The following is a 23,584-nucleotide window of genomic DNA, read 5'->3' as shown; positions in this document are numbered from 1 at the left end:
ACGGAACACCAAAACCGCGTATGAAAAAAAGATTCCCAACACTGCTGGCCACATTGATATGGACGGCACTATATAGCCAGCAATCGCTGGCTGACCTTGCTGAGCAATGTATGCTCGGTGTACCTACCTATGACCAGCCATTGGTCACAGGCGATCCGAATCAGCTACCGGTTCGCATTAATGCGGATAAAACCGAAGCTAATTATCCGGATAGCGCACTGTTCACTGGCAATGTGGTTGTCCAGCAAGGTAATAGCACCCTAACTGCCAATCAGGTTGAGCTGACACAAGTACAAAAACCCGGTGAAGCTATCCCGGTGCGTACGGTCACCGCCACTGGTGACGTTAATTATGACGATCCGCAAATCAAGCTCAAAGGCCCGAAAGGCTGGTCAAACCTGAACACCAAAGACACTGATATGGATAAAGGCAAATATCAGATGGTGGGTCGTCAGGGGCGCGGTGATGCGGATTTGATGAAGTTGCGTGATAAGAATCGCTACACCATTCTGGAAAACGGCACCTTTACCTCCTGCTTGCCTGGCGATAATAGCTGGAGCGTCGTGGGGTCAGAAGTCATTCATGACCGCGAAGAAGAAGTGGCCGAAATCTGGAATGCCCGCTTTAAAATTGGCAAAGTACCGGTGTTCTACAGCCCGTATATGCAATTGCCGGTCGGCGATAAACGCCGCTCGGGTTTCCTGATCCCCAATGCTAAATACACCAGTAATAACGGCATCGAATTTATGCTGCCATACTACTGGAATATTGCTCCAAACTTTGATGCCACCATTACCCCGCACTACATGGAGCGCCGTGGGTTGCAGTGGCAGAATGAGTTCCGCTACTTGCTGGCACCTGGCTCGGGCACCATGGCGTTAGATTGGCTACCGAGTGACCGTTTATACCACGGGCAAGATGGCCTAGAGCAAGATCCGACCCGCTGGCTATACTACTGGGGCCACTCCGGCGTGATGGATAAAGTTTGGCGTTTTAACGTCAACTATACCCGCGTCAGTGACCCGGATTACTTCACCGATTTAACGTCGCAATATGGTTCAACCACTGACGGCTATGCGACGCAAATATTCAGCGTCGGTTATGCCGATCAGAACTGGAACGCCACCTTAGCCTCCAAACAGTTCCAAGTGTTCAGTGACGCCGGTAACAACAATGCTTATCGCGCTCAGCCACAGCTGGATATGAACTACTACAAAAATGATATTGGCCCGTTTGACCTGCATATTTATGGTCAAGCCGCCAAATTCACCAGCGTGAATCTGAATAATCCGGAAGCTAGCCGTTTCCATATTGAACCCACAGTTAACCTGCCATTATCCAATGGTTGGGGTAGCTTAAATACCGAAGCTAAGTTGCTGGCAACCCATTATCAGCAGGATATCCCGACCGGGTTCGCCAACTACTATTCTAGTGTGAATAACGGCGCAACGGCCCCAGACCTAAAAGACTCGGTTAATCGGGTGATGCCGCAGTTTAAAGTTGACGGCAAAGTGGTATTTGACCGACCAATGGATTGGAGTGAAGGATTCACCCAAACGCTAGAGCCGCGCGTACAATATCTCTACGTTCCCTACAGGAATCAGGATGATATCTATATTTATGACACCACGTTGATGCAGTCGGATTACTCTGGTCTGTTCCGTGATCGTACCTATAGTGGTCTGGACCGCATTGCGTCCGCGAATCAGGTTTCTACCGGTTTAACCACTCGTATATATGATGATTCTCTGGTTGAACGTTTTAATGCTTCTGTAGGTCAAATCTATTACTTCAGCCGTTCGCGTACCGGCATTAGTGAAACTATTGATAACAGTGATGATACTGGTAGCCTTGTTTGGGCTGGCGATACATTTTGGCGAATCAGCGATCAGGTTGGTCTGAAAGGTGGGGCGCAATATGATACTCGTTTAGGGGATTTGACCCTCGGTAACGCGGTAATGGAGTATAGAAAGGACTCAGAGCGTATGATTCAATTGAATTATCGCTATGCCAGCCCAGAATATATTAAGGCCGCAGTCTCTAACGTGACGAGCCCCGGTTATCAACAGGGGATATCTCAGGTGGGTGCGACTGCCAGTTGGCCTATTGCTGACCGCTGGGCGTTGGTGGGATCTTATTACTACGATACCAAAGCAAATCAGCCCGCCAGCCAGCTTGTTGGCGTACAATACAACACCTGTTGTTGGGCAGTGAACTTGGGCTATGAGCGTAAAATCACGGGCTGGAACTCACAAAATGAAGTCAGTAAATACGACAACCGAGTCAGTTTTAATATCGAACTACGTGGTCTGAGTAGCGACCATAACCTGGGAACTGCACAAATGCTACGCTCAGGTATTCTGCCTTATCAAAGTGCATTCTGATACTGTGTAACACACTGAATACAGTGAATTTTAACCCGCTAAAGCGGATTACATAAATGGAAAAGGTATGAAGAACTGGAGAACGCTTATTCTCGGATTGGTTGTCTGTGCCAATACCGCGTTCGCAGCACCACAAGAAGTTGATAAAGTTGCCGCAGTAGTCGATAACGGCGTTGTTCTGCAAAGTGATGTCGATGGCCTATTACAATCAGTGAAACTGAATGCACAGCAGGCCGGACAACAGGTTCCAGATGATGCGACGTTGCGCCATCAGATTCTTGAGCGCCTGATTATGGATAATATCCAGTTGCAGATGGCCAAGAAAATGGGCATTACCGTCAGTGACGAAGCGCTGGATAAAGCCATCGCTGATATTGCAGCACAAAACCGCATGACTACCGCCCAAATGCGCAGTCGCTTAGCCGCCGATGGTCTGAATTACGACACTTACCGCGAACAGATCCGCAAAGAGATGCTGACTTCAGAAGTGCGTAACAATGAAGTGCGCCGCCGGATAACTATCCTGCCGCAGGAAGTTGAATCTCTTGCCAAACAGATTGGTAACCAAACCAGTGCTGATGCTGAGCTGAACCTCAGCCACATTCTGATCCCGCTGCCAGAGAATCCTTCTCAACAGCAAGTTGATCAGGCTGAAGAGTTAGCGAATAAATTGGTATCTGACATCAAAGGTGGCGCTGATTTTGGTAAATTGGCTATCGCCAACTCCGCTGACTCTCAGGCGCTGAAAGGCGGCCAGATGGGTTGGGGTAAATTGCAAGAGCTGCCTTCACTGTTTGCAGAAAGATTGCAATCTGCGAACAAAGGTGACGTCGTTGGCCCTATCCGTTCAGGTGTCGGCTTCCATATCCTGAAAGTGAATGATATCCGTGGCGCAGATAAAACGGTCTCCGTGACTGAAGTTCATGCAAGACACATCTTGTTGAAACCGTCACCAGTGATGACTGACGATCAGGCGCGCGCTAAATTAACTGCTGCTGCTGCTGACATTAAAAGCGGGAAAGCAACCTTCGCCAATATTGCCAAAGAGATCTCTCAGGACCCAGGTTCTGCGGTGCAAGGGGGGGATTTGGGTTGGGCTTCACCCGATATTTATGACCCTGCGTTCCGTGATGCATTGATGAAGCTGCAAAAAGGCGAAATCAGCGCACCGGTCCACTCCTCTTTCGGCTGGCACTTAATTCAAGTTGTCGATACCCGTCAGGTAGACAAAACTGATGCTGCGCAGAAAGATCGTGCTTACCGTATGCTCTTTAGCCGTAAGTTTGCTGAAGAAGCGCAAACCTGGATGCAAGAGCAGCGCGCTGCTGCTTATGTAAAAATTCTTGATGGTAGTAATGCACAACCACAATAACCGTATTGTCATTACCCCCGGCGAGCCTGCCGGGGTGGGGCCGGATTTAGTCGTCGCCTTGGCGCAACAGGATTGGCCTGTTGAGTTAGTGGTGTGCGCTGATCCGGCCTTGCTACTTGCACGTGCCAACCAGTTGAACCTGCCTTTGCAGTTACGTGAATATCAGCCAGATCAGCCCGCCTTAGCACAACAAGCGGGCACCCTCACTATCTTGCCGGTGAAAACAGCCGCTGAGGTGACAGCAGGCCAGCTTGATCTCAACAATAGCCACTATGTTGTGGAAACCTTGGCGAAGGCGTGTGATGGCGCGATCAGCGGCGAATTTGCCGCATTGGTGACAGGCCCGGTACAGAAAAGCATTATCAATGATGCCGGTATCCCTTTTATCGGACATACCGAGTTTTTTGCTGACCGCAGCCATTGCCCACGTGTCGTGATGATGTTGGCAACAGAAGAGCTGCGAGTGGCTCTTGCCACCACCCATCTGCCTTTGTTGGCTGTGCCGGGGGCCATCACTCAGGGCAGCCTTCACGAAGTGATCACCATTCTTGATAGTGATCTGAAAACCAAATTTGGCATTAAACAGCCACAGATTTATGTGTGTGGGCTTAATCCTCATGCGGGTGAAGGTGGTCATATGGGCCATGAAGAGATCGATACGATTATTCCTGCGCTGAATGAATTGCGTCAGCAAGGAATAAATCTTATCGGCCCTCTCCCTGCAGATACCCTATTTCAGCCCAAATATCTGCAACACGCCGATGCCGTGCTCGCGATGTACCATGATCAGGGGCTACCAGTGCTGAAATATCAAGGGTTTGGCCGCGCAGTCAATATCACTCTCGGTTTGCCTTTTATCCGCACTTCTGTGGATCACGGTACCGCTTTAGAACTCGCCGCAACCGGATCTGCCGATGTCGGCAGCTTCATTACGGCATTAAACTTAGCCATTAAAATGATAAATAACAGCAATGAATAATAGAGTCCACCAAGGGCATTTTGCCCGCAAACGCTTTGGACAAAACTTTTTAAACGATCAGTTTGTCATCGACAGCATTGTCTCGGCTATCCACCCTGTTCCCGGTGAAGCGGTGGTTGAAATTGGCCCCGGTTTAGGTGCATTAACCGAGCCAGTAGCCGCCCGTATGGATCGCATGACCGTGATCGAGTTGGATCGTGACTTAGCCGCTCGACTGGCCAGCCATCCTCAGTTGAAAGATAAGCTCACCATCCATCAGCAAGATGCAATGAAGGTCAATTTTGCTGAATTGGCCGAGCTAGCAGGGCAACCATTACGGGTATTTGGTAACTTGCCATACAACATCTCCACCCCGCTGATGTTCCATCTTTTCAGCTATACTAATGCTATTCGTGACATGCATTTCATGTTACAAAAAGAGGTCGTTAACCGCTTGGTTGCTGGGCCTAACAGTAAAGCTTATGGCCGTTTGACCGTAATGGCGCAATACTATTGCAACGTTATCCCTGTGTTGGAAGTACCGCCAACTGCATTTACCCCAGCCCCGAAAGTTGATTCCGCCGTGGTGCGCTTGATTCCACATGTGAACATGCCAAACCCTGTGGGCGATGTGCGTATGCTCACCCGTATTACTACGCAAGCATTCAACCAGCGCAGAAAAACTGTCCGTAACAGCTTAGGTGATCTATTCACCGCAGAACAGTTAATCGAATTAGGCATTGACCCGATATTGCGGGCAGAGAACATTTCGGTAGCGCAATACTGTAAGCTGGCGAACTGGCTTTCAGCCCAATCGACACCGCAAGAATAAGCAGGAGCACATCATGATTGAACAGCCTCGCGTTTGTGTACAGGTGCAAAGTATCTATGTGGAAACCCAGTCGATACCTGATGAAGAGCGTTTCGTCTTTGCCTATACCGTGACAATTCGTAATTTAGGCCGTTCAAATGTGCAACTGATGGGCCGCTATTGGTTAATCACTAATAGTAATGGCCGACAGACTGAAGTTCAGGGTGAAGGGGTCATCGGCGAACAGCCGTTGATCTTGCCAGGTAATGAGTTTCAATATACCAGCGGCGCTGTTTTAGAAACCCCGCTGGGTACCATGGAAGGGCATTATGAGATGGTTGACCACCTTGGTCAGGCTTTCCGTACTGCAATTCCGGTGTTCCGCTTAGCGATCCCAGCACTGATCCATTAACCCTGACCTCAATTATGTCTACTTATCTTATTGGCGATGTTCATGGCTGTCTTGATGAGTTGCTTGCGCTATTGGCGCAGGCAAACTTCGATCCGCAACAGGATACCTTGTGGCTAACCGGTGATTTAGTCGCCCGTGGCCCAGCTTCATTGGATGTTTTACGTTATGTTCGCTCATTAGGGCCAGCCGTTCGTCTGGTTCTGGGTAACCATGATCTGCATTTACTGGCCGTTTATGCGGGTATCAGCCGTAATAAACCTAAAGATCGTATTACACCGCTGCTTGAAGCCCCTGATGCTGACGAGTTGATTAATTGGCTACGCCGCCAACCGGTTTTACAGGTTGATGATGAGCTAAAATTAATCATGGCCCATGCAGGTATCACGCCGCAATGGGATATCGAAACCGCCAAGATGTGCGCCCGTGAAGTCGAATCAGTATTGAGCAGCGACAGCTATCCGCTCTTCCTTGATGCCATGTACGGTGATATGCCGAACAACTGGTCACCCGAGCTGACCGGGCTAGCGCGTTTGCGCTTTAGCACCAATGCACTGACCCGTATGCGTTTTTGCTTCCCTAATGGGCAGTTGGATATGATCTGTAAAGACACGCCAGATAATGCCCCTGCCCCGCTTAAACCTTGGTTTGAACTACCAAGACTTGTCGATCCTGAATATTCAATTATTTTTGGTCACTGGGCATCGCTGGAAGGTAAAGGTGTTCCTGACGGCATTTATGGGCTGGATACCGGATGTTGCTGGGGGGGCGATTTAACCATGCTCCGTTGGGAAGATAAGCGTTATTTCACTCAGCATGCATTCAAAGTTGAGGCAGAAACCAATAGTATTGATGAGGCAGCCGCAACATCAGAAGACCCGCCTAACTATTTGTAATGTATAATTTATTTTAAAATTGCATTCAACGAAAAAGCCCATTTAAAAATGGGCTTTTCAGCAAAATAATCTTTCTTAGCGTTTAGCGACGTTCCAGAATCTCGAAGCAATAGCTGTGAGAATTGGCTTCGTCTGCATCATGAAACTCACTGAATGTACTTTCCCACTCATCTGGCTCATAGTCAGGGAAATGGGTATCGCCACCCACTTCAGCATCGATATGGGTCAGATACATACGGTTCGCGCGGTCTAAAAATTGGTTATAGACTCGCCCACCGCCCATCACCATCACCTCTTCCGCATCACCAGCAAGAGAGAGCGCTTCATCAATAGAGGTTGCCCAAGTTACGCGGTCATCAGTGCCAGATTGGCTACTGATCACAATATTCAAGCGCCCCGGCAAAGGGCGACCGATAGATTCGAAAGTCTTGCGACCCATAATGACCGGCTTATTTAGCGTGTTACGTTTGAACCAGGCTAAATCCGCAGGTAAGTGCCATGGCATGGCGTTTTCCATACCAATAACGCGATCCGCTGCCAGTGCAGCGATCAGGCTGATAATCATTGTTAAACCCTGTAGGCTGCAAGAGCCAGTACCGAAAAATTGCTCACACTATACGTAAAGCCTAATCCAGCGTCGATAGCGATAAGCAGGCTAATCACACATATGAGAAAGCTCTTAGCCCGATACTCAGACAGAGAATAAAAAAAGCCTTATACACCAGGACGTTTGCGATATAGCCATAATCCAGGCAAGGATAAACCAATCGACAACGCGCCAACAATAAATGATGCCTTCAAGAAATTGGTCACCATAGTGGACATTAATGCCTCGGTGTAACCCATATGCGAGATCTCCACCACCGATATCATCGCGGTATAAGCAGAGATTCCGGGGAACATGGGAATCACAGCAGCAACAGTGAAAACTTTGGGGTGCGCCAGCAGCCAGCGAGACCAGTTAATCCCGATGACACCAATCATAATCGAGGCCAATAATGAAGCCAGCTCGATATTCATACCAAAATGCACCATCAACATGCGCGAACCGTGGCCAATAGCCCCCAGTAACGCGCAATAGCGCAGCGCCCGCACCGGCACATTAAATACCATCGCAAAACCCAGCGCAGGGATCGCAGCCAGCACCATATCTTGTAGTAATGCCCAGAGTAAACTCACGACCACCCCCGCAATCCCCAAAGTGCCATCGCAAATATCACACCAATACAGGTGGATAGAGTGAGTAAACTGGCCATCGCCCAACGTGCCAGCCCTGTATTCACATGTCCCTTAAACATATCAGCGACAGCATTAATCAGCGGGAATCCCGGCACCAATAGCAATACACTGGCGGCCATCGCCACACTGGAGGCTTCATGGAAAAAGGGGAGTCGCATCAATAAGCCCGATGCTGATGTCGCGACAAACGCAGTGATACAAAAATTAATCAGCGGGTTCATATGGCGGGCCGTCAGGCTTTGGCGCACAAACATCGCCAACCCACTGGCAATAAAGGTGATAGTAAATGCATCCCACCCCCCGCCATTGAGTTTACTGAAGCAGCCACAAGAGAGCGCAACCATCACCACTACCAGCCAGCGAGGATAACGCAGCGGTTTGATATTCTCGAAACGCTTGTCCACCCCCTTCGCATCCAGCAAATGATGCTCCACCAAAATCACAATATGCTGGACCTCAGTCACCACCTGCATATTGATGCCACGATCCGTGTTCTTACGGGTTGAGGTCAGACAATTCCCTTGGCTGATGGTGGTCAAAACCACCGCGTTGGCCGAGATAGAGCTTTCAACACTGTCCATCCCCAGCGCCAAACCCAAGCGGGCGGATAGCTGCTCAACCAGCATACTCTCTGCGCCATGTTGCAACAGTAGCAGAGCGCATTTGATGCACAATCGTGTAATCTCCCGCTGCTGCTGATGCGGCACCTCACTGCTTAATACATTATCCAAGCTCATATTCGTGCATCGCTATCCATCAAAAGAGTCAAAAAACAGTCAAAAGAGACATGCTCGATACCATCATTTCATCACTGCTGATAATCCAACCACCACAGATAACCAATAAGAATAATGCAAGGGGAGCACAGTGGCGCTATTATCGCCAGAACGCACCACTCTGATTCGGTAAATCTTATGCTTGAAACTTCGTTATTCGTCGCAACACTGGCTACCTTGGGGATGCTATCCCCCGGCCCTGATTTTTTTCTGGTGATTAAAAACGCCGCCCGCTATCGCCGCCCCGCAGCCATGATGACAGCATTCGGAGTCGTGTTGGGCGTGGCGACTCATATGTCTTACTGCGTGGCGGGTCTAGCCGTGGTGATCACCACCACCCCTTGGCTATTCAATCTGCTGAAATATGCCGGTGCCTGTTACTTAATTTGGATTGGTATCCAAGCCCTGCAGTCGCGGGGAGAGAGTCAGCTCAGTGTCGAGAACGCGACACAATCTCCCATCACGTTGAAAGCCGCATTCTTGCAGGGATACCTTTGCAACTTATTAAATCCCAAAGCAACGCTCTTCTTCCTCGCCGTTTTCACTCAAATTTTGCAGATAAACTCTGGCGTGGGTGAAAAACTGTGGTACGCCTCAATCATCTGGGTCCTGTCCATCATCTGGTGGCCTCTACTGGTGATTCTGATTCAAAGTGCGCCCGTGCGCCGTGGTCTGGCAAAAGCACAAAAAGTGGTCGATAAATTACTGGGTGGCTTGTTGATCGGCCTAGGTATCAAAGTCGCGTTAAGCTAGCTAAACCGACTTTTAACCACTACCTATATCCCCTAAATAATTCGAGTTGCAGGAAGGCGGCAAGTGAGAGAACCCCGATGAGCTTACATGAGTAAGTGATTCGGGTAATTGAACGTAGCCAATGCACATGCAACTTGAAGTATGACGGGTATAAGTTACTATCCACAATTCGGTGGGGGCTAACCTTGGTGAAGATCAATGTTGTTTATGAACAATACTATCGTTTATGAATAATACTTCCGTTTATAACAAACACTGCTTGTAGGGCTAAAATCCGCGATTTTATAATCTCTAAGCATGAAAAAGGGCGATGTCTCCATCGCCCCGCTGCTTTCTTAGCTACAACCCAAACTCGATTACAACCTAAATTAGCCTTTCATATTCTTAATCTTGGCATGCATCTCTTGCACTGAAATCACTTGCTCGGTTGGGTCCGCATTTAATGCCATTGCCGTTGCGAAACCGCCATTCAAGGTGGTGTCGTAATGCACCTTATACTGCAAAGCACTGCGGCGAATCAGTTTGGAGTCTTCAATCGCCTGACGCCCTGCCGTGGTATTCACGATATAGGTGTACTCACCATTCTTAATACGGTCCTGAATGTGTGGACGACCTTCATGCACCTTGTTGACCAAGCGTGGATTGATCCCTGCTTCGCCCAGCACCACCGCAGTACCGTGAGTCGCATCCAGTTCAAAGCCCTGTTTCAGCAATTTAGCGGCCAAATCCACCACCCGATGCTTATCACCCTCACGAACCGACAACAGTGCGCGACCGCTCTTTTTCATGCCTGATTGACTGCCCAGCATCGCTTTAGAGAAGGCTTCTGCGAAGGTGCGGCCAACCCCCATGACTTCACCGGTAGAGCGCATTTCTGGCCCTAAAATCGGGTCAACACCCGGGAATTTATTAAACGGCAAGACCACTTCTTTTACCGAGTAATAAGGGGGAATAATCTCTTCGGTGATACCTTGCTCAGCCAGTGACTGCCCCACCATCACGCGCGCGGCAATTTTTGCCAGTGGCATACCGGTTGCTTTGGAGACAAATGGTACGGTACGAGCTGCACGAGGGTTAACTTCAATCAGGTAAACTTCGTTGTTCTTGACGGCGAACTGCACATTCATCAAGCCGCGAACACACAGCTCGAAGGCCAGTTTTTCAACTTGCTGGCGCATCACATCCTGAATCTCTTTGCTCAGGGTGTAAGCAGGCAACGAACATGCAGAGTCACCGGAGTGAACCCCCGCTTGCTCGATGTGCTCCATAATGCCGCCGATAAGCACACGCTCGCCGTCGCAAATGGCATCCACATCCACTTCAACCGCATCATCAAGGAAACGGTCCAGCAGCACCGGGGCATCATTCGAGACACTCACCGCATTTTGGAAGTAACGGCGCAGGTCGACTTCGTCATAAACGATCTCCATTGCGCGGCCACCCAAGACATACGATGGGCGCACCACCAGCGGATAACCCAGACCGGTTGCTTTCTCTACCGCTTGGTCAATCGTAGCAACAGTGGCGTTCGCGGGCTGTTTCAGGCCCAGACGATTCACCGCCTGTTGGAAACGTTCACGGTCTTCAGCACGGTCAATAGCATCCGGGCTGGTACCAATCACTGGCACACCCGCCGCTTCCAATTCACGGGCCAATTTCAATGGCGTTTGACCACCGTACTGCACGATAACGCCCTGCGGCTTCTCGATACGCACAATTTCCAGCACATCTTCCAGCGTCACTGACTCAAAGTAGAGGCGATCAGAGGTGTCGTAGTCAGTTGAAACCGTTTCTGGGTTGCAGTTCACCATGATGGTTTCGTAACCATCTTCACGCAGCGCCAGTGAGGCGTGTACACAGCAATAGTCGAACTCGATTCCTTGGCCGATGCGGTTCGGACCACCACCCAGTACCATCACTTTCGGACGGTCACTGGTTGGGTTGGACTCACACTCTTCCTCGTAGGTCGAGTACATGTAGGCGGTGTCGGTAGAGAACTCCGCCGCACAGGTGTCCACACGCTTGTAAACCGGATGCAGGCCATGCTTGTAACGCAGTTTGCGTACTTCGCTTTCTGCCGCGCCGACCAATTTCGCCAAACGGGCATCAGCAAAGCCTTTGCGTTTCAGGTGGCGCATAAACTCAGCATTCAGGCCATTAATGCCGCACTCCGCCACACTTTCTTCCAGACGGACCAGCTCTTCAATCTGCACCAAGAACCAGCGATCGACGTTGGTCAGATTGAAAACGCCATCAACCGACATCCCAGCACGGAAGGCATCAGCGATATACCAAATACGGTCAGAACCCGCTTCTTTCAATTCACGACGAATTTTGGTCAGCGCTTCGGGGTCATCCAGACTCACTTTCGGGTCAAAACCTGTCGCGCCCACTTCCAAACCGCGCAGTGCTTTTTGTAGTGATTCCTGTAAAGTGCGGCCAATCGCCATCACTTCGCCGACAGATTTCATCTGCGTGGTCAGGCGGTCATTAGCACCGGCAAATTTTTCGAAGTTAAAGCGAGGAATCTTGGTAACAACGTAGTCAATGGATGGCTCAAAGGAGGCTGGAGTGCGGCCGCCAGTGATGTCATTCATCAACTCATCCAGCGTATAACCTACCGCCAGCTTGGCGGCAATCTTGGCAATCGGGAAACCCGTTGCTTTAGAGGCTAGCGCAGAGGAGCGGGAGACTCGAGGGTTCATTTCAATCACAATCAGACGGCCATTCTTCGGGTTAACCGAGAACTGCACGTTAGATCCCCCCGTCTCTACACCGATTTCACGCAGTACTGCCATCGAGGCATTACGCATGATTTGATACTCTTTGTCGGTGAGTGTTTGAGCAGGAGCCACAGTGATAGAGTCGCCGGTATGGATACCCATCGCATCGAAGTTTTCGATAGCGCAGACAATGATGCAGTTGTCGTTTTTATCGCGAACAACTTCCATCTCATACTCTTTCCAGCCAATCAGTGACTCGTCGATCAGCAACTCTTTGGTTGGCGACAAATCCAGACCGCGTTCGCAAATTTCTTCAAACTCTTCGCGGTTATAGGCGATACCGCCGCCAGTGCCGCCCATGGTAAAGGAGGGGCGGATAATGCAAGGGAAGCCCACATCAGCCGCGACGGCCAGTGCTTCTTCCATGTTATGGGCAATACCGGAACGGGCGGTATCCAGACCAATTTTCTTCATCGCGATATCAAAGCGACGGCGGTCTTCTGCTTTATCAATAGCATCGGCGGTAGCACCAATCATGGTGACGCCAAATTCAGCCAGAACACCTTGGCGCTCCAACTCCAGCGCGCAGTTCAGCGCGGTTTGCCCCCCCATGGTGGGCAAAACGGCGTCTGGGCGCTCTTTCTCGATGATTTTACGCACCACTTCCCAGTGGATCGGCTCGATATAGGTCGCATCAGCCATCTCAGGGTCAGTCATGATAGTCGCGGGGTTTGAGTTCACCAGAATGACGCGGTAACCCTCTTCACGCAGCGCTTTACACGCCTGAGCGCCGGAGTAGTCAAACTCACAAGCTTGACCGATAACGATTGGACCTGCGCCCAGAATCAGGATGCTTTTTATATCTGTACGTTTTGGCATGGTAATCGCTCCTGATTATTTATGAGTGTGGCTAGCGGCAGTGGCGCGATAAGCTTCAATCAGCTCGATAAAGTGATCAAACAGCGGAGCGGCATCATGCGGCCCTGGACTGGCTTCAGGGTGACCTTGGAAGCTGAACGCGGCTTTATCGGTACGATGAATTCCTTGCAGAGAACCATCAAATAGCGAAACGTGCGTCTTACGCAGGTTAGATGGCAATGTGTCTTCATCTACTGCGAAACCGTGGTTCTGTGCCGTTATCATCACGCAATCCGCATCCAAATCTTTCACTGGATGGTTGCCACCGTGGTGACCAAACTTCATTTTTACCGTTTTTGCGCCACTGGCCAGTGCCAGTAATTGGTGGCCCAAGCAGATGCCAAACACCGGAATATCGGTTTCCAGAAAACGCTTAATCGCTGCGATAGCGTAGTCGCATGGCTCAGGATCACCGGGGCCGTTGGACAAGAAAATGCCATCTGGATTCAGCTTCAGCACGTCTTCAGCCGAGGTTTGCGCTGGGACCACCGTCAGGCGACAACCGCGATCCACCAGCATGCGCAGAATATTGCGTTTCACACCATAATCGTAGGCTACGACGTGGAAGGGCAGATCTTCTGGCTGTTTTGCCGCCGGCAAGTCATCTTCCAGTGTCCAGCTGCCTTGCAGCCACTCATAGCTATCCTTGGTGGTCACTTCTTTCGCCAAATCCATCCCTTTCAAGCCGGGGAAAGCTTTCGCTTTTTCCAACGCCAAAGCGGCATCAGATAAGTCACCCACAATAATACAGCCGTTTTGCGCACCTTTTTCACGCAGCAACCGCGTCAGCTTGCGAGTATCGATATCAGCAATCGCAACAATGTTGTGACGCTTGAGATACTCGGCTAAGCCTTCTTCACTGCGGTAGTTGCTGGCGATCAATGGCAGGTCACGAATAACAAGACCTTGGGCGTGTACTGCGGAGGATTCTTCATCGGAGGCATTAGTGCCGACATTGCCGATATGAGGATAAGTAAGAGTAACGATCTGGCGGGAGTAGGAAGGATCAGTGAGGATTTCTTGATAACCGGTCATCGACGTATTGAAGACCACTTCCCCCACTGCCGTACCCTCTGCCCCGATGGCCCGACCGTGAAATTGGGTTCCGTCTTCGAGAACCAATAGCGCTGACTTAATCAAAACACCCTCCAAGGAATAAACAGTCACATTATTTGCATATTAATTCATATCTAGCGATCTAAATCAATGCAAAAACCGCCCTCAAAGCTAATTTTTGGCAAATTGGGCGCATTTTAATGATGAGTGAGGCTCTTGTCTAGCCAAAGTGCCATTTTTTCTCTATTTTTTGCCGTTCTCATCAAAAATAGTGACTTATAGCGACAAAAACACATGCTAACTTAACATAGTAAACGGTTGCGAGGGTAAGTGACTGGGAAATATCCTTCAGAGGAGATGAAAATCAGTGTCGGCGCTTAACGCGGGGATAAAAAGAGATAAAATTGACTAAAAATAGAGATAAATGAAGATTAAATAATAAAATAAGCGTCAAATATGTAATTTCATAAATAAAATAAAAAAGGACAATAAAATATTGCCCTATTATCAAATAATTATGATAAAAACAACCACATCACGGGTTGTGCTTTACACCTTTAAAGTTGGTTCAAATTCAGCACATCTCGCATATCAAACTGACCATTATCATACTCAGACACCCAAATAGCAGATTTAACTGCACCATTGGCAAATGTCATACGACTGGTCGCTTTGTGCGTGATTTCAACTCGTTCACCAATATCAGCAAACATCGCGGTATGTTCGCCGACGATATCTCCGGCTCGCACGGTCGCAAAGCCTATCGTGCCGGGCTTACGCTCGCCAGTGTGGCCTTCACGGCTGTAGACTGCACACTCGTTCAGTGACCAGCCCAATGAATCAGCGATGGCTTCGCCCATGGCGAGAGCCGTACCTGAAGGCGCATCAACTTTATGTCGGTGGTGCGCTTCAATAATTTCGATATCGGTGTAGTCGCCCATCACTTTGGCTGCTTTTTCGAGCAGTTTGAGCACAACATTCACCCCAACACTGAAGTTGGCTGCGAATACAATACCAATATCAGCGGCGGCTGCACTAATGGCCGCTTTGCCTGCATCATCAAAGCCAGTTGTGCCAATAACCATCGCTTTACGGTGCTGACGGCAAATGGCTAAATGTTCCAGCGTACCCTCTGGCCGAGTAAAATCGATCAACACATCAAAATGATCAATTACCTTGGATAAATCATCACTTACAGTAATACCCAACAGACCCGTTCCGGCCAGCTCGCCAGCATCACTTCCCACCAAGGTGGAGCCTACGCGCTCAACTGCCGCCCCCAACACAACGCTCTCTGTCTGGGTAATGGCCTGAATTAATTGTCGGCCCATACGGCCACCCGCGCCGACAACAGCGATACGAATAGTTGAATTATTCATGATTCCTCCTAATGTTGTGTCATCTGCCCTGACAAGGGTTCAGATTAGCCGCCCGCTTTGGACTCTGCCACTCTATTTAATCTGTATTAGAAAAAAATGATATACGCCCGTTTTTATCAGCGATACCACTTAACGGCTGAAATAGCGTTAATTAACCTTAGTCCAGTCTCGCCCAACTCATTCGGCTCAGATGCCTTCGCGCTTAATCTGCTATTTTGCCGTTATTCCGCATATTCATTCAGTTATGGTGCAATATATTTCATCATTCCCATGTATGAGTTCAACCGGATATTGTTGCAGCCATGATAAAAAGCACCGTTTTACCGATAAAAAAAGCAGCCACTCAGGGCTGCTTGATATCAATTAACGAATACGTGCCAAAAAAGAGTAAAAGCGGAATCAATCGATCTGCTTGATATCAACACGTAATTCTTTGGGGACTTCGAAGACAATGCTCTCTTCACGGCCACTGAGTTCAACGGACCCACCCGCGCCGAGTGCCTGCAAACGTGTAATCACTTGCTGCACCAGTACATCCGGTGCAGATGCGCCAGCAGTGACACCAATCTGCGCCGCCCCCTGCAACCACGACTCTTGGATATCAGCCGCAGAGTCAATCAGGTAGGCCGGTTTGCCCATCCGCTGTGCCAACTCGGCTAAACGGTTGGAGTTAGATGAGTTTTTCGAACCGACCACCAACACCACATCAGCATCATTCGCCAAATTGCGCACCGCTTCTTGTCGGTTGGTGGTGGCGTAGCAAATATCATCTTTACGCGGGCCGACAATCTTCGGAAAACGTTTATTTAAAGCATCAATAACCGCAGAGGTATCATCAACGGACAAGGTTGTCTGCGTCATAAAGCATAGATTATTCTCGTCTTTTACCTTCAGCGCCCAGACATCGTCGGGTGACTCAACCAGATACATCCCCCCTTTCGGGTTGCTGTACTGCCCCATCGTCCCTTCCACTTCCGGATGACCCGCATGGCCTATCAGGATAGCTTCTTTACCTTTGCGGCTGGCGCGCGCAACTTCCATGTGCACCTTAGTCACCAACGGACAGGTCGCATCAAACAGCATCGTCAGCTTACGCTCACGCGCTTCTGCGCGAACGGCCTGCGAGACACCGTGGGCCGAGAAAATCAGAATGGAGCCATCAGGCACCTCCGAAATTTCTTCGATAAAGATAGCCCCGCGTTCGCGAAGGCTATCAACCACATAGCGGTTATGGACGACCTCATGCCGCACATAAATTGGCGCGCCATACATCTCGATCGCGCGCTCAACAATACTGATAGCCCGATCAACGCCAGCGCAAAAGCCACGTGGATTAGCCAGCAATATCTGCATGGACAGCCTCCTGTTGGGGGTCAAGCTCCAGCACTTCAATTTCAAAGCTGACGACATGCCCTGCCAACGGGTGATTAAAATCAACAGTAATGGACTCTTCAGCAACCTCTCGCACCACGCCCGGCATTTCACTGCCATCACGAGCGGTAAACAGCATGATGGTGCCAGCATCTGGCACCCCTGTTAGCGCAAAGTCACGCTGCGTGAAATACTGAATCAGATCAGGACTTTCCAAGCCAAATGCATCTTCAGGTTGTAAGGTGAAAGTGTGCTTATCACCCACTTTCAAGCCAATCAACTGCTGTTCCAAGGCATCTGAAAGACTATCATCACCTAAACGAAACAGCGCGGGCTTCCCCTGAATATGGGTTGATTCAGCCGTTGAGCCATCTTCCAGCTTCAGAGTGAAGTGCACCAGTACCGCGCTATTCTCTTGCACAAGAGGCTCTTGCACTTGATAACCACCCTCGGACATATCACTCACCTTTATCAATCGCCGTTTTATCAGCCGGACTCAAGAAGCCTTCAAATATGACCAACGCAGCACCGATACAGATCGCAACATCAGCCAGATTGAATGTCGGGAAGTGCCAGTTATTGACGTAAAAATCGATGAAATCGTTCACTGCGCCATGTACTAAACGGTCAAATAAATTCCCGAGTGCACCACCGATAATTAATGCATAAGCACAGTTTATCAGGCGCTGTTTTGCCGTTGAGCGATACATCATAACCATCAATATGACTGAGATGCCGATGGCTATCCCAGCAAAGAACCAGCGCTGCCAGCCACTTTTATCCGCGAGAAAACTAAATGCCGCGCCATAATTCTGTGCGTAAGTCATATTGAAAAAAGGAATCAGTGATATGGACTCATACAGCGCAAAGTGGGTCATGACCCACTGCTTGCTGCCAAGATCCAAAATCACCACCAGTACCGCCAGCCACAGCCAGCGCAATCCGGTCGAACAAATTGGCTTACTCATTAGGCAAACTTACGCTCTTCACCGTCGCCGGCAACGTTAGTGACACAGCGGCCGCACAGCTCAGCATGTTCCGCTACCAAACCGACGTCTTGAGTGTAATGCCAGCAACGCGGGCACTTCTCACCGTCAGCCTTGTTAAAGGTAATTTTCAGCCCTGCAATCAACTCACTTTGCAGCGCATCATCCCCTGCTTGGGCATAATCTGCGACTTTCGCGGCAGAGGTCAGCAGCACAAAGCGCAACTCATCTTGCAAGCTGTTCAAACGTGCGGCCAATTCCGGCTCTGCGTACAAGGTGACTGCGGCTTCCAGCGAACCACCGATACGTTTGTCGCTACGGGCTTGCTCTAAGACTTTGTTCACTTCGCCACGGACTTTCAGCAGCTCGGCCCAGAAAGTATCGTTCATGCCTTCATCGCCTGCCAACCCGAACAGGCCGTCATACCACTCTTCAGTGAAGACGTATTGCGGACGTTCACCCGGCAATTGATTCCAGATCTCATCTGCGGTGAATGACATAATTGGAGCCATCCAGCGAACCAATGCTTCGGCGATATGGAATAGCGCAGTTTGGCAGCTACGGCGAGCAACGCTGTCGCCTTTCGCGGTGTACTGACGGTCTTTGATGATATCCAGATAGAAGGAACCCATCTCAACCGAGCAGAACTGCATCAGGCGCTGCACCACTAAGTGGAAATCGTAATTTTCATACGCTGCCATAATCTCGGCTTGGGCTGCTTGAGCACGGCCCACGGCCCAGCGATCAACCACTACCATCTCTTCAGGCTTCACCTGATGCTGCGCCGGATCAAACCCATTCAGGTTAGCCAGCAAGAAGCGCGCGGTGTTACGGATGCGGCGATAGGAGTCAGCAGAACGTTTCAGAATTTCGTCAGAAACGGCGATTTCACCGGTGTAATCGGTCGATGCCACCCATAGACGTAGGATGTCGCCACCCAGTTTGTTCATCACCTCTTGCGGGCTGATGGTATTACCGATGGATTTGGACATTTTACGCCCCTGACCATCCACGGTGAAACCGTGGGTCAGCACCTGACGATAAGGCGCTTTGCCTTTCATCGCGGTCGCAATCATCAGTGACGACATAAACCAGCCACGATGTTGGTCAGAACCTTCCAGATACATGTCTGGGCTATGACCACCAAACTCAGGGCGCACATCAACCACGGAAGAGTGGGTTGAGCCAGAGTCGAACCAGACGTCTAACGTGTCTGGCACTTTGACGTAATCCGCGGCATCGGCACCTAAAATCTCAGCCGGGTCCAGATCCCACCACGCCTGAATGCCGTCTTGCTCAACACGTTTTGCCACTTCTTCCATCAGCTCAATACTACGCGGGTGAAGCGCTTCGGTCTCTTTGTGCACAAATAGAGACATCGGCACGCCCCAAGTGCGCTGGCGAGAAATGCACCAGTCTGGGCGATTGGCCACCATGGTTTCGATACGCGCCTGCCCCCAATCTGGAATCCACTGCACGCCTTTGATCTCTTCCAGTGACTGTTTACGCAAACCTTTCTGATCCATGCTGATGAACCATTGCGGCGTAGCGCGGAAGATAATGGGCGTTTTGTGACGCCAGCAGCATGGATAGCTGTGGACCAGTTTTTCCACTTTCAGCAGTGCGCCCTTCTCGCGCAGCAGCTCAACAATCACATCGTTGGCTTTAAACACAAACAGCCCATCCAGCGTTGGGTAAGTCCCCGCCAAATAGCAGCCGTTCGGGCCAACCGGATTCGCTACTTCCAAACCATATTTTTGACCAATAACAAAGTCATCTGGACCATGACCGGGTGCCGTGTGAACCGCGCCAGTACCGGCATCCAGTGTCACGTGGTCGCCTAAAATCGCCGGAACATCAAAGCCCATAAACGGATGGTTAAAGCGCAATAGCTCGAGATCAGCACCTTTGCAGCTTCCCAACACGGTCCATTCCGCGATACCAGCGCGCTTCATGACGCTCTCAACCAGATCTTCCGCCAGAATCAGGCACTCGCCGTCAACCTGCACCAGCTGATAGATGTACTCAGCATTTAATGAAATTGCGCGGTTGGCTGGCAAGGTCCACGGGGTGGTGGTCCAGATAACCAGTGAAACCGGGCCATTGGCACTCACTGCACTAAATTTTGCGCTCACTGCGGCGGCATCGACGGCGTTAAAGCGCACATCAATAGAAGGTGAGGTTTTGTCGTAATATTCAACTTCAGCTTCAGCCAATGACGAACCGCAATCAGTACACCAATGCACTGGCTTCGCGCCTTTGTGCAGGTGGCCGTTATCAATAATTTTGCTTAATGCGCGAATGATATTGGCTTCGGTTTTGAAATCCATCGTCAGATAAGGATGGTCCCAATCACCTAGTACACCCAGACGGATAAAGTCCGCTTTCTGGCCTTCAACCTGTTCAGCCGCGTATTTACGACAGGCAGCACGGAACTCTGCGGCACTGACTTTTTCGCCCGGCTTACCAATTAGCTGCTCAACTTTTAACTCGATCGGCAGACCGTGGCAGTCCCAACCTGGAATGTAAGGTGAGTCGTAGCCAGCCATTCCTTTCGATTTAACAATAATATCTTTGAGAATTTTGTTAACAGAGTGACCAATGTGAATGTTGCCGTTCGCATAAGGAGGGCCGTCGTGCAAAATAAAGGTCTTTTTACCTTTCTTGGCCGCACGAACAATCCCGTACAGATCCTGCTCATACCAACGTTTCAGCATGTCAGGTTCACGCTTAGCCAGATCGCCGCGCATCGGGAACCCTGTTTCAGGTAAATTCAGGGTATTCTTGTAGTCACTCATTAGATTCTCGGTTCCGTTTCGGCTAGAAATATTAAACCGGTGTCTTTAGCCCAAAAAATGTTCGGGCCGTCACCACATCATTGGCGATTTGCTGCTTCAGGGCATCGAGCGAAGCAAAACGCTGTTCATTGCGCAGTTTCGCGCGGAGCACCACATCTATATGACGCCCATAAAGATCCATTGTTACATCAAGCAGATGAACCTCTAGTTGCTGGCGAACACCCGCAACAGTAGGCCGGGTGCCAATATTGGCAACACCGGGCAATGGCTCTGGATCCAAGCCATAAACATCAACCGCATACACTCCTTTTACCGGAGCGACTAAACGTTTTAACGGCAAGTTCGCCGTGGGGAAGCCAATCGTCCGCCCCAGTTCATCGCCGTGAACTACACGGCCGGAAATACTGTACGGGTGGCCAAGTAGTGCTTCGGCCAACACGAGATTATCGTCGTGAAGCGCCTGACGAATCGCTGTGCTGCTAATGCGCAACCCACCGTCACAGAAGCTGTCAGTGCTAATGACATCAAAGCCAAATTCAGCACCCGCCTGTTGTAACAGCTGAAAATCCCCCTGACGCCCTGCGCCAAAGCGGAAATCATCACCGACCGTTAAAAACTTAACACCCAACTTCTCTACCAGCAACTGAGCAACAAAAGCTTGCGCCGTATTCGCTGCAAAACGCGGATCAAATTTAACGCACAATAAATAGTCAACACCCGCATCAGCCAGATATCGCGCTTTATCACGCAAGCGCGTCAACCGTGCTGGTGCTTTGTCCGCTGCAAACAATTCCAGTGGTTGCGGTTCAAATATCATGACCATAACGGGCAGCCCCAAACGCTGACCTTCGCGCTTTAGCTGCTCCAATAAGGCTTGATGTCCGCGATGGACACCATCAAAGTTACCGATAGTTAGCACGCAACCATGGTGGCGTGCCCGGATATTATGTATACCGCGAATAAGCTCCATAGCTGGCTCAAAAACAGTGGGAATCGCCGGATTATACCTTGTACAGCGGTTAAGGTTAACCCGCGATTGGCACCTTTAATCGAAAGTCATACCATTTTGCCAATAATATGCAGGTAAAATCCCTTTTACTGACTTTATCCTGTAGAATACGCTCGCCGTTGAATACAGAAGCAGGCTGAGATTTTTACAAGAACCACCGTCGAATCCCTTCGAGGCAGTGAACTGTGGAATTTTCTTTCGAAAGACTGTATTCCACAGCGCGAAGCTGGTAAAATCCCGCTCCATCACAACGTAGCAAGTGCCGCCCGTACAAACGGCGCTTATTTGCACAAATCCATTGACAAACGAAGGCTAAAAGGGCATATTCCTCGGCCTTTGAATTGTCCTCAATAGAATATATTTGGGAGTTGGACCTTGGCTAATATCAAATCAGCTAAGAAACGCGCCGTACAGTCTGAGAAACGCCGCAAGCATAATGCTAGCCGTCGCTCAATGGTGCGTACCTTCATTAAGAAGGTGTATGCGGCAATTGCAGCTGGCGATAAAGACGCAGCGCAAAAAGCATTTAATGAAATGCAACCAATTGTGGACCGTCAGTCCTGTAAAGGTCTGATCCACAAAAACAAAGCAGCGCGTCATAAGTCAAACTTAGTAGCGCAAATCAACGCAATGCAGTAATTGCATTATGTTGGTTGCTTAGTAAAAAGACCGGCCTAGGCCGGTTTTTTTATGTCCATCGTTTGGCTAATCATTCATCTCTTTCACTGCATCCCTGCCCCTAGAGCGATAAGGTTGATCGCCAACCGCTCACATATTAGCCACTCAATCACCGAAGCACTTTATTAGCTGCAAAAAATATTAGCCGCTAAAAAGTGCTGAAAAATCTTTGTTGCATACCCGCTGTACTGCCGGATGCTGGATCATTCTCTCGGCAAAAATGACGTAATACTCCTCTTGCACATTATCCAATCGGCCAATTTCAACAATTTGATCATCTTTGGCATAGGTATCAGCAGCGTAAATTGTTGGGGCGACAAAAATGGCATTGTTGTAGATAGCGAAAGCATTCATCAGCGCCGCATCATCAAACTCCCCTAAAATTTCCACCTGTAGCCCTTTGCTGTTAATCCAGTTTAGTAATTTGCGCCCGAGCATTGAACGGCGGCCGGGGATCAGCAAAGGTTTTTGCTGTAAACAAGCGGGGAAAGGTAAATCCGGAATGGGTTGACGGCAATAGAAACTCACACTGCATTCGCCCAGTTTGACCGAGAACAGCCCCTCTTGCTGGCTGGAATCAACTGGGCAATCGGAAAGAATCATATCCAGCTTATGCTGACTTAACTGCTCGAGCAGCATCTCATGGGTCGATTCGAAGCAGCGCAGATGAATTTTTTCATTATCAACGACCGCCGTTTCCAGCACCTGACTCACCAAGCGCTTGGATAAAGCATCGGCAACGCCCACATCAAAGAGCAGATTGGACTCTTTGCGATAGTTAACGATATCCAACATTTCGTGGCTGAGCATGAACATTTTATCGGCATAGCGAAAGACCAACTGCCCCAGTTCCGATGGCACTAAGCCCCGCCCTTGGCGTTTAAACAACTTACCGCCCAGTCGCTCTTCCAAGGCTTTAATTTGGCCGGTAATAGTTTGCGGCGTCAGAAATAATGCTCCCGCAGCACCCACGACGGAGCCTTCCTTGCAGACCTGCCAAAAATAGTAAAGATGATTGAAATTGATATGTGACACTCGCATGTCGTTATCTCCTTAACATATCGCGAA

The 23,584-nt window shown here is 49.7% G+C and carries 20 protein-coding genes; 8 read left to right on the top strand and 12 right to left on the bottom strand.

The annotated features are described in order from the left end of the window. The first annotated feature begins 20 nt into the window (after positions 1–20). The 6 genes from lptD (at position 21) to apaH (ending at position 6,830) form a co-directional block, all read left to right on the top strand. Positions 21–2,384, top strand: coding sequence for an LPS assembly protein LptD (lptD, locus tag HRD69_RS08915; protein WP_032814547.1), 2,364 nt, complete (start codon positions 21–23; stop codon positions 2,382–2,384). A 67-nt stretch (positions 2,385–2,451) separates the two neighbouring features. Further along, a complete protein-coding gene (gene surA / locus HRD69_RS08910) occupies positions 2,452–3,756 on the top strand; it encodes a peptidylprolyl isomerase SurA (RefSeq protein ID WP_004875347.1) in 1,305 nt (434 codons plus the stop codon). Continuing rightward, positions 3,740–4,735, top strand: a complete 996-nt coding sequence (pdxA, locus tag HRD69_RS08905; protein ID WP_032814548.1) for a 4-hydroxythreonine-4-phosphate dehydrogenase PdxA — start codon at positions 3,740–3,742, stop codon at positions 4,733–4,735. Before surA ends, pdxA begins: the two co-directional genes overlap by 17 nt. After that, the gene (gene rsmA, locus HRD69_RS08900; protein WP_032814549.1) at positions 4,728–5,546 is read left to right on the top strand and encodes a 16S rRNA (adenine(1518)-N(6)/adenine(1519)-N(6))-dimethyltransferase RsmA; all 819 of its coding nucleotides are present in this window, start codon (positions 4,728–4,730) and stop codon (positions 5,544–5,546) included. Before pdxA ends, rsmA begins: the two co-directional genes overlap by 8 nt. Before the next feature lie 13 nt (positions 5,547–5,559). Beyond that, entirely contained in the window at positions 5,560–5,937 is a 378-nt protein-coding gene (gene apaG / locus HRD69_RS08895; RefSeq protein ID WP_004715944.1) for a Co2+/Mg2+ efflux protein ApaG, read from the top strand. A 14-nt stretch (positions 5,938–5,951) separates the two neighbouring features. Then, the gene (gene apaH, locus HRD69_RS08890; protein WP_004875351.1) at positions 5,952–6,830 is read left to right on the top strand and encodes a bis(5'-nucleosyl)-tetraphosphatase (symmetrical) ApaH; all 879 of its coding nucleotides are present in this window, start codon (positions 5,952–5,954) and stop codon (positions 6,828–6,830) included. Between the two features lie 82 nt (positions 6,831–6,912). Here apaH and folA read toward each other — a convergent pair whose 3' ends face one another. From folA to HRD69_RS08875, 3 genes are all read right to left on the bottom strand, one after another. Further along, a complete protein-coding gene (folA, locus tag HRD69_RS08885) occupies positions 6,913–7,395 on the bottom strand; it encodes a type 3 dihydrofolate reductase (RefSeq protein WP_004875352.1) in 483 nt (160 codons plus the stop codon). A 149-nt stretch (positions 7,396–7,544) separates the two neighbouring features. Next, entirely contained in the window at positions 7,545–8,009 is a 465-nt protein-coding gene (locus HRD69_RS08880; RefSeq protein WP_032814552.1) for a threonine/serine exporter, read from the bottom strand. Continuing rightward, positions 8,006–8,806, bottom strand: coding sequence for a threonine/serine exporter family protein (locus HRD69_RS08875; RefSeq protein WP_004875354.1), 801 nt, complete (start codon positions 8,804–8,806; stop codon positions 8,006–8,008). The genes HRD69_RS08880 and HRD69_RS08875 overlap by 4 nt, the downstream gene beginning before the upstream one ends. 177 nt (positions 8,807–8,983) lie before the next feature. Here HRD69_RS08875 and HRD69_RS08870 point away from each other — a divergent pair, with 177 nt between their 5' ends. Beyond that, positions 8,984–9,598 (top strand): LysE family transporter, encoded by a 615-nt coding sequence (locus HRD69_RS08870; protein ID WP_032814600.1) that lies wholly within the window; start codon positions 8,984–8,986, stop codon positions 9,596–9,598. Between the two features lie 368 nt (positions 9,599–9,966). Here the strand turns inward: HRD69_RS08870 and carB are convergent, their stop codons facing one another. From carB to ribF, 8 genes are all read right to left on the bottom strand, one after another. Then, complete coding sequence (gene carB, locus HRD69_RS08865) at positions 9,967–13,200, bottom strand: carbamoyl-phosphate synthase large subunit (RefSeq protein WP_004875356.1); 3,234 nt, start codon at positions 13,198–13,200, stop codon at positions 9,967–9,969. A gap of 15 nt (positions 13,201–13,215) precedes the next feature. Then, complete coding sequence (gene carA, locus HRD69_RS08860; RefSeq protein WP_032814554.1) at positions 13,216–14,379, bottom strand: glutamine-hydrolyzing carbamoyl-phosphate synthase small subunit; 1,164 nt, start codon at positions 14,377–14,379, stop codon at positions 13,216–13,218. A 473-nt stretch (positions 14,380–14,852) separates the two neighbouring features. Then, on the bottom strand, positions 14,853–15,674 hold the full coding sequence (dapB, locus tag HRD69_RS08855) for a 4-hydroxy-tetrahydrodipicolinate reductase (protein WP_004875358.1): 822 nt from the start codon (positions 15,672–15,674) through the stop codon (positions 14,853–14,855). 399 nt (positions 15,675–16,073) lie between these two features. Further along, positions 16,074–17,027 carry a 4-hydroxy-3-methylbut-2-enyl diphosphate reductase gene (gene ispH / locus HRD69_RS08850; protein ID WP_032814555.1) on the bottom strand — a complete coding sequence of 318 codons (954 nt, stop codon included), beginning with the start codon at positions 17,025–17,027 and terminating at the stop codon, positions 16,074–16,076. Then, positions 17,008–17,502 carry an FKBP-type peptidyl-prolyl cis-trans isomerase gene (gene fkpB, locus HRD69_RS08845; RefSeq protein ID WP_032814557.1) on the bottom strand — a complete coding sequence of 165 codons (495 nt, stop codon included), beginning with the start codon at positions 17,500–17,502 and terminating at the stop codon, positions 17,008–17,010. The genes ispH and fkpB overlap by 20 nt, the downstream gene beginning before the upstream one ends. Position 17,503: 1 nt before the next feature. Beyond that, on the bottom strand, positions 17,504–18,013 hold the full coding sequence (gene lspA, locus HRD69_RS08840) for a signal peptidase II (protein ID WP_032814558.1): 510 nt from the start codon (positions 18,011–18,013) through the stop codon (positions 17,504–17,506). Then, positions 18,013–20,829: an isoleucine--tRNA ligase gene (gene ileS / locus HRD69_RS08835; RefSeq protein ID WP_004875363.1), complete on the bottom strand. Its 2,817-nt coding sequence runs from the start codon at positions 20,827–20,829 to the stop codon at positions 18,013–18,015. The genes lspA and ileS overlap by 1 nt, the downstream gene beginning before the upstream one ends. Before the next feature lie 31 nt (positions 20,830–20,860). Next, positions 20,861–21,799 carry a bifunctional riboflavin kinase/FAD synthetase gene (ribF, locus tag HRD69_RS08830; protein ID WP_032814560.1) on the bottom strand — a complete coding sequence of 313 codons (939 nt, stop codon included), beginning with the start codon at positions 21,797–21,799 and terminating at the stop codon, positions 20,861–20,863. Between the two features lie 414 nt (positions 21,800–22,213). Between ribF and rpsT the strand changes: the two genes are divergently transcribed. Then, positions 22,214–22,477 (top strand): 30S ribosomal protein S20, encoded by a 264-nt coding sequence (gene rpsT, locus HRD69_RS08815; protein WP_002220715.1) that lies wholly within the window; start codon positions 22,214–22,216, stop codon positions 22,475–22,477. Positions 22,478–22,657: 180 nt separating this feature from the next. On the opposite strand, the gene nhaR is transcribed toward rpsT, so the two are convergent. Beyond that, positions 22,658–23,557: a transcriptional activator NhaR gene (nhaR, locus tag HRD69_RS08810; RefSeq protein ID WP_004875365.1), complete on the bottom strand. Its 900-nt coding sequence runs from the start codon at positions 23,555–23,557 to the stop codon at positions 22,658–22,660. Positions 23,558–23,584: the final 27 nt, after the last annotated feature.

The organism is Yersinia mollaretii ATCC 43969, from assembly GCF_013282725.1.
Lineage (GTDB): Bacteria > Pseudomonadota > Gammaproteobacteria > Enterobacterales > Enterobacteriaceae > Yersinia > Yersinia mollaretii.
Note: the sequence above shows the minus strand (reverse complement) of the source record. Positions and strands in the feature narration are given on the sequence as shown.

What these genes read in the sequence shown, in the direction of transcription:
- lptD (WP_032814547.1), top strand. Translation starts at nt 21, where the DNA reads ATGAAAAAAAGATTCCCAACACTGCTGGCCACATTGATATGGACGGCA.
- surA (WP_004875347.1), top strand. Translation starts at nt 2,452, where the DNA reads ATGAAGAACTGGAGAACGCTTATTCTCGGATTGGTTGTCTGTGCCAAT.
- carB (WP_004875356.1), bottom strand. Translation starts at nt 13,200, where the DNA reads ATGCCAAAACGTACAGATATAAAAAGCATCCTGATTCTGGGCGCAGGT.
- HRD69_RS08875 (WP_004875354.1), bottom strand. Translation starts at nt 8,806, where the DNA reads ATGAGCTTGGATAATGTATTAAGCAGTGAGGTGCCGCATCAGCAGCAG.
- dapB (WP_004875358.1), bottom strand. Translation starts at nt 15,674, where the DNA reads ATGAATAATTCAACTATTCGTATCGCTGTTGTCGGCGCGGGTGGCCGT.
- apaG (WP_004715944.1), top strand. Translation starts at nt 5,560, where the DNA reads ATGATTGAACAGCCTCGCGTTTGTGTACAGGTGCAAAGTATCTATGTG.
- ileS (WP_004875363.1), bottom strand. Translation starts at nt 20,829, where the DNA reads ATGAGTGACTACAAGAATACCCTGAATTTACCTGAAACAGGGTTCCCG.
- fkpB (WP_032814557.1), bottom strand. Translation starts at nt 17,502, where the DNA reads ATGTCCGAGGGTGGTTATCAAGTGCAAGAGCCTCTTGTGCAAGAGAAT.
- ispH (WP_032814555.1), bottom strand. Translation starts at nt 17,027, where the DNA reads ATGCAGATATTGCTGGCTAATCCACGTGGCTTTTGCGCTGGCGTTGAT.
- lspA (WP_032814558.1), bottom strand. Translation starts at nt 18,013, where the DNA reads ATGAGTAAGCCAATTTGTTCGACCGGATTGCGCTGGCTGTGGCTGGCG.
- pdxA (WP_032814548.1), top strand. Translation starts at nt 3,740, where the DNA reads ATGCACAACCACAATAACCGTATTGTCATTACCCCCGGCGAGCCTGCC.
- apaH (WP_004875351.1), top strand. Translation starts at nt 5,952, where the DNA reads ATGTCTACTTATCTTATTGGCGATGTTCATGGCTGTCTTGATGAGTTG.
- nhaR (WP_004875365.1), bottom strand. Translation starts at nt 23,557, where the DNA reads ATGCGAGTGTCACATATCAATTTCAATCATCTTTACTATTTTTGGCAG.
- ribF (WP_032814560.1), bottom strand. Translation starts at nt 21,799, where the DNA reads ATGGAGCTTATTCGCGGTATACATAATATCCGGGCACGCCACCATGGT.
- folA (WP_004875352.1), bottom strand. Translation starts at nt 7,395, where the DNA reads ATGATTATCAGCCTGATCGCTGCACTGGCAGCGGATCGCGTTATTGGT.
- HRD69_RS08870 (WP_032814600.1), top strand. Translation starts at nt 8,984, where the DNA reads ATGCTTGAAACTTCGTTATTCGTCGCAACACTGGCTACCTTGGGGATG.
- rsmA (WP_032814549.1), top strand. Translation starts at nt 4,728, where the DNA reads ATGAATAATAGAGTCCACCAAGGGCATTTTGCCCGCAAACGCTTTGGA.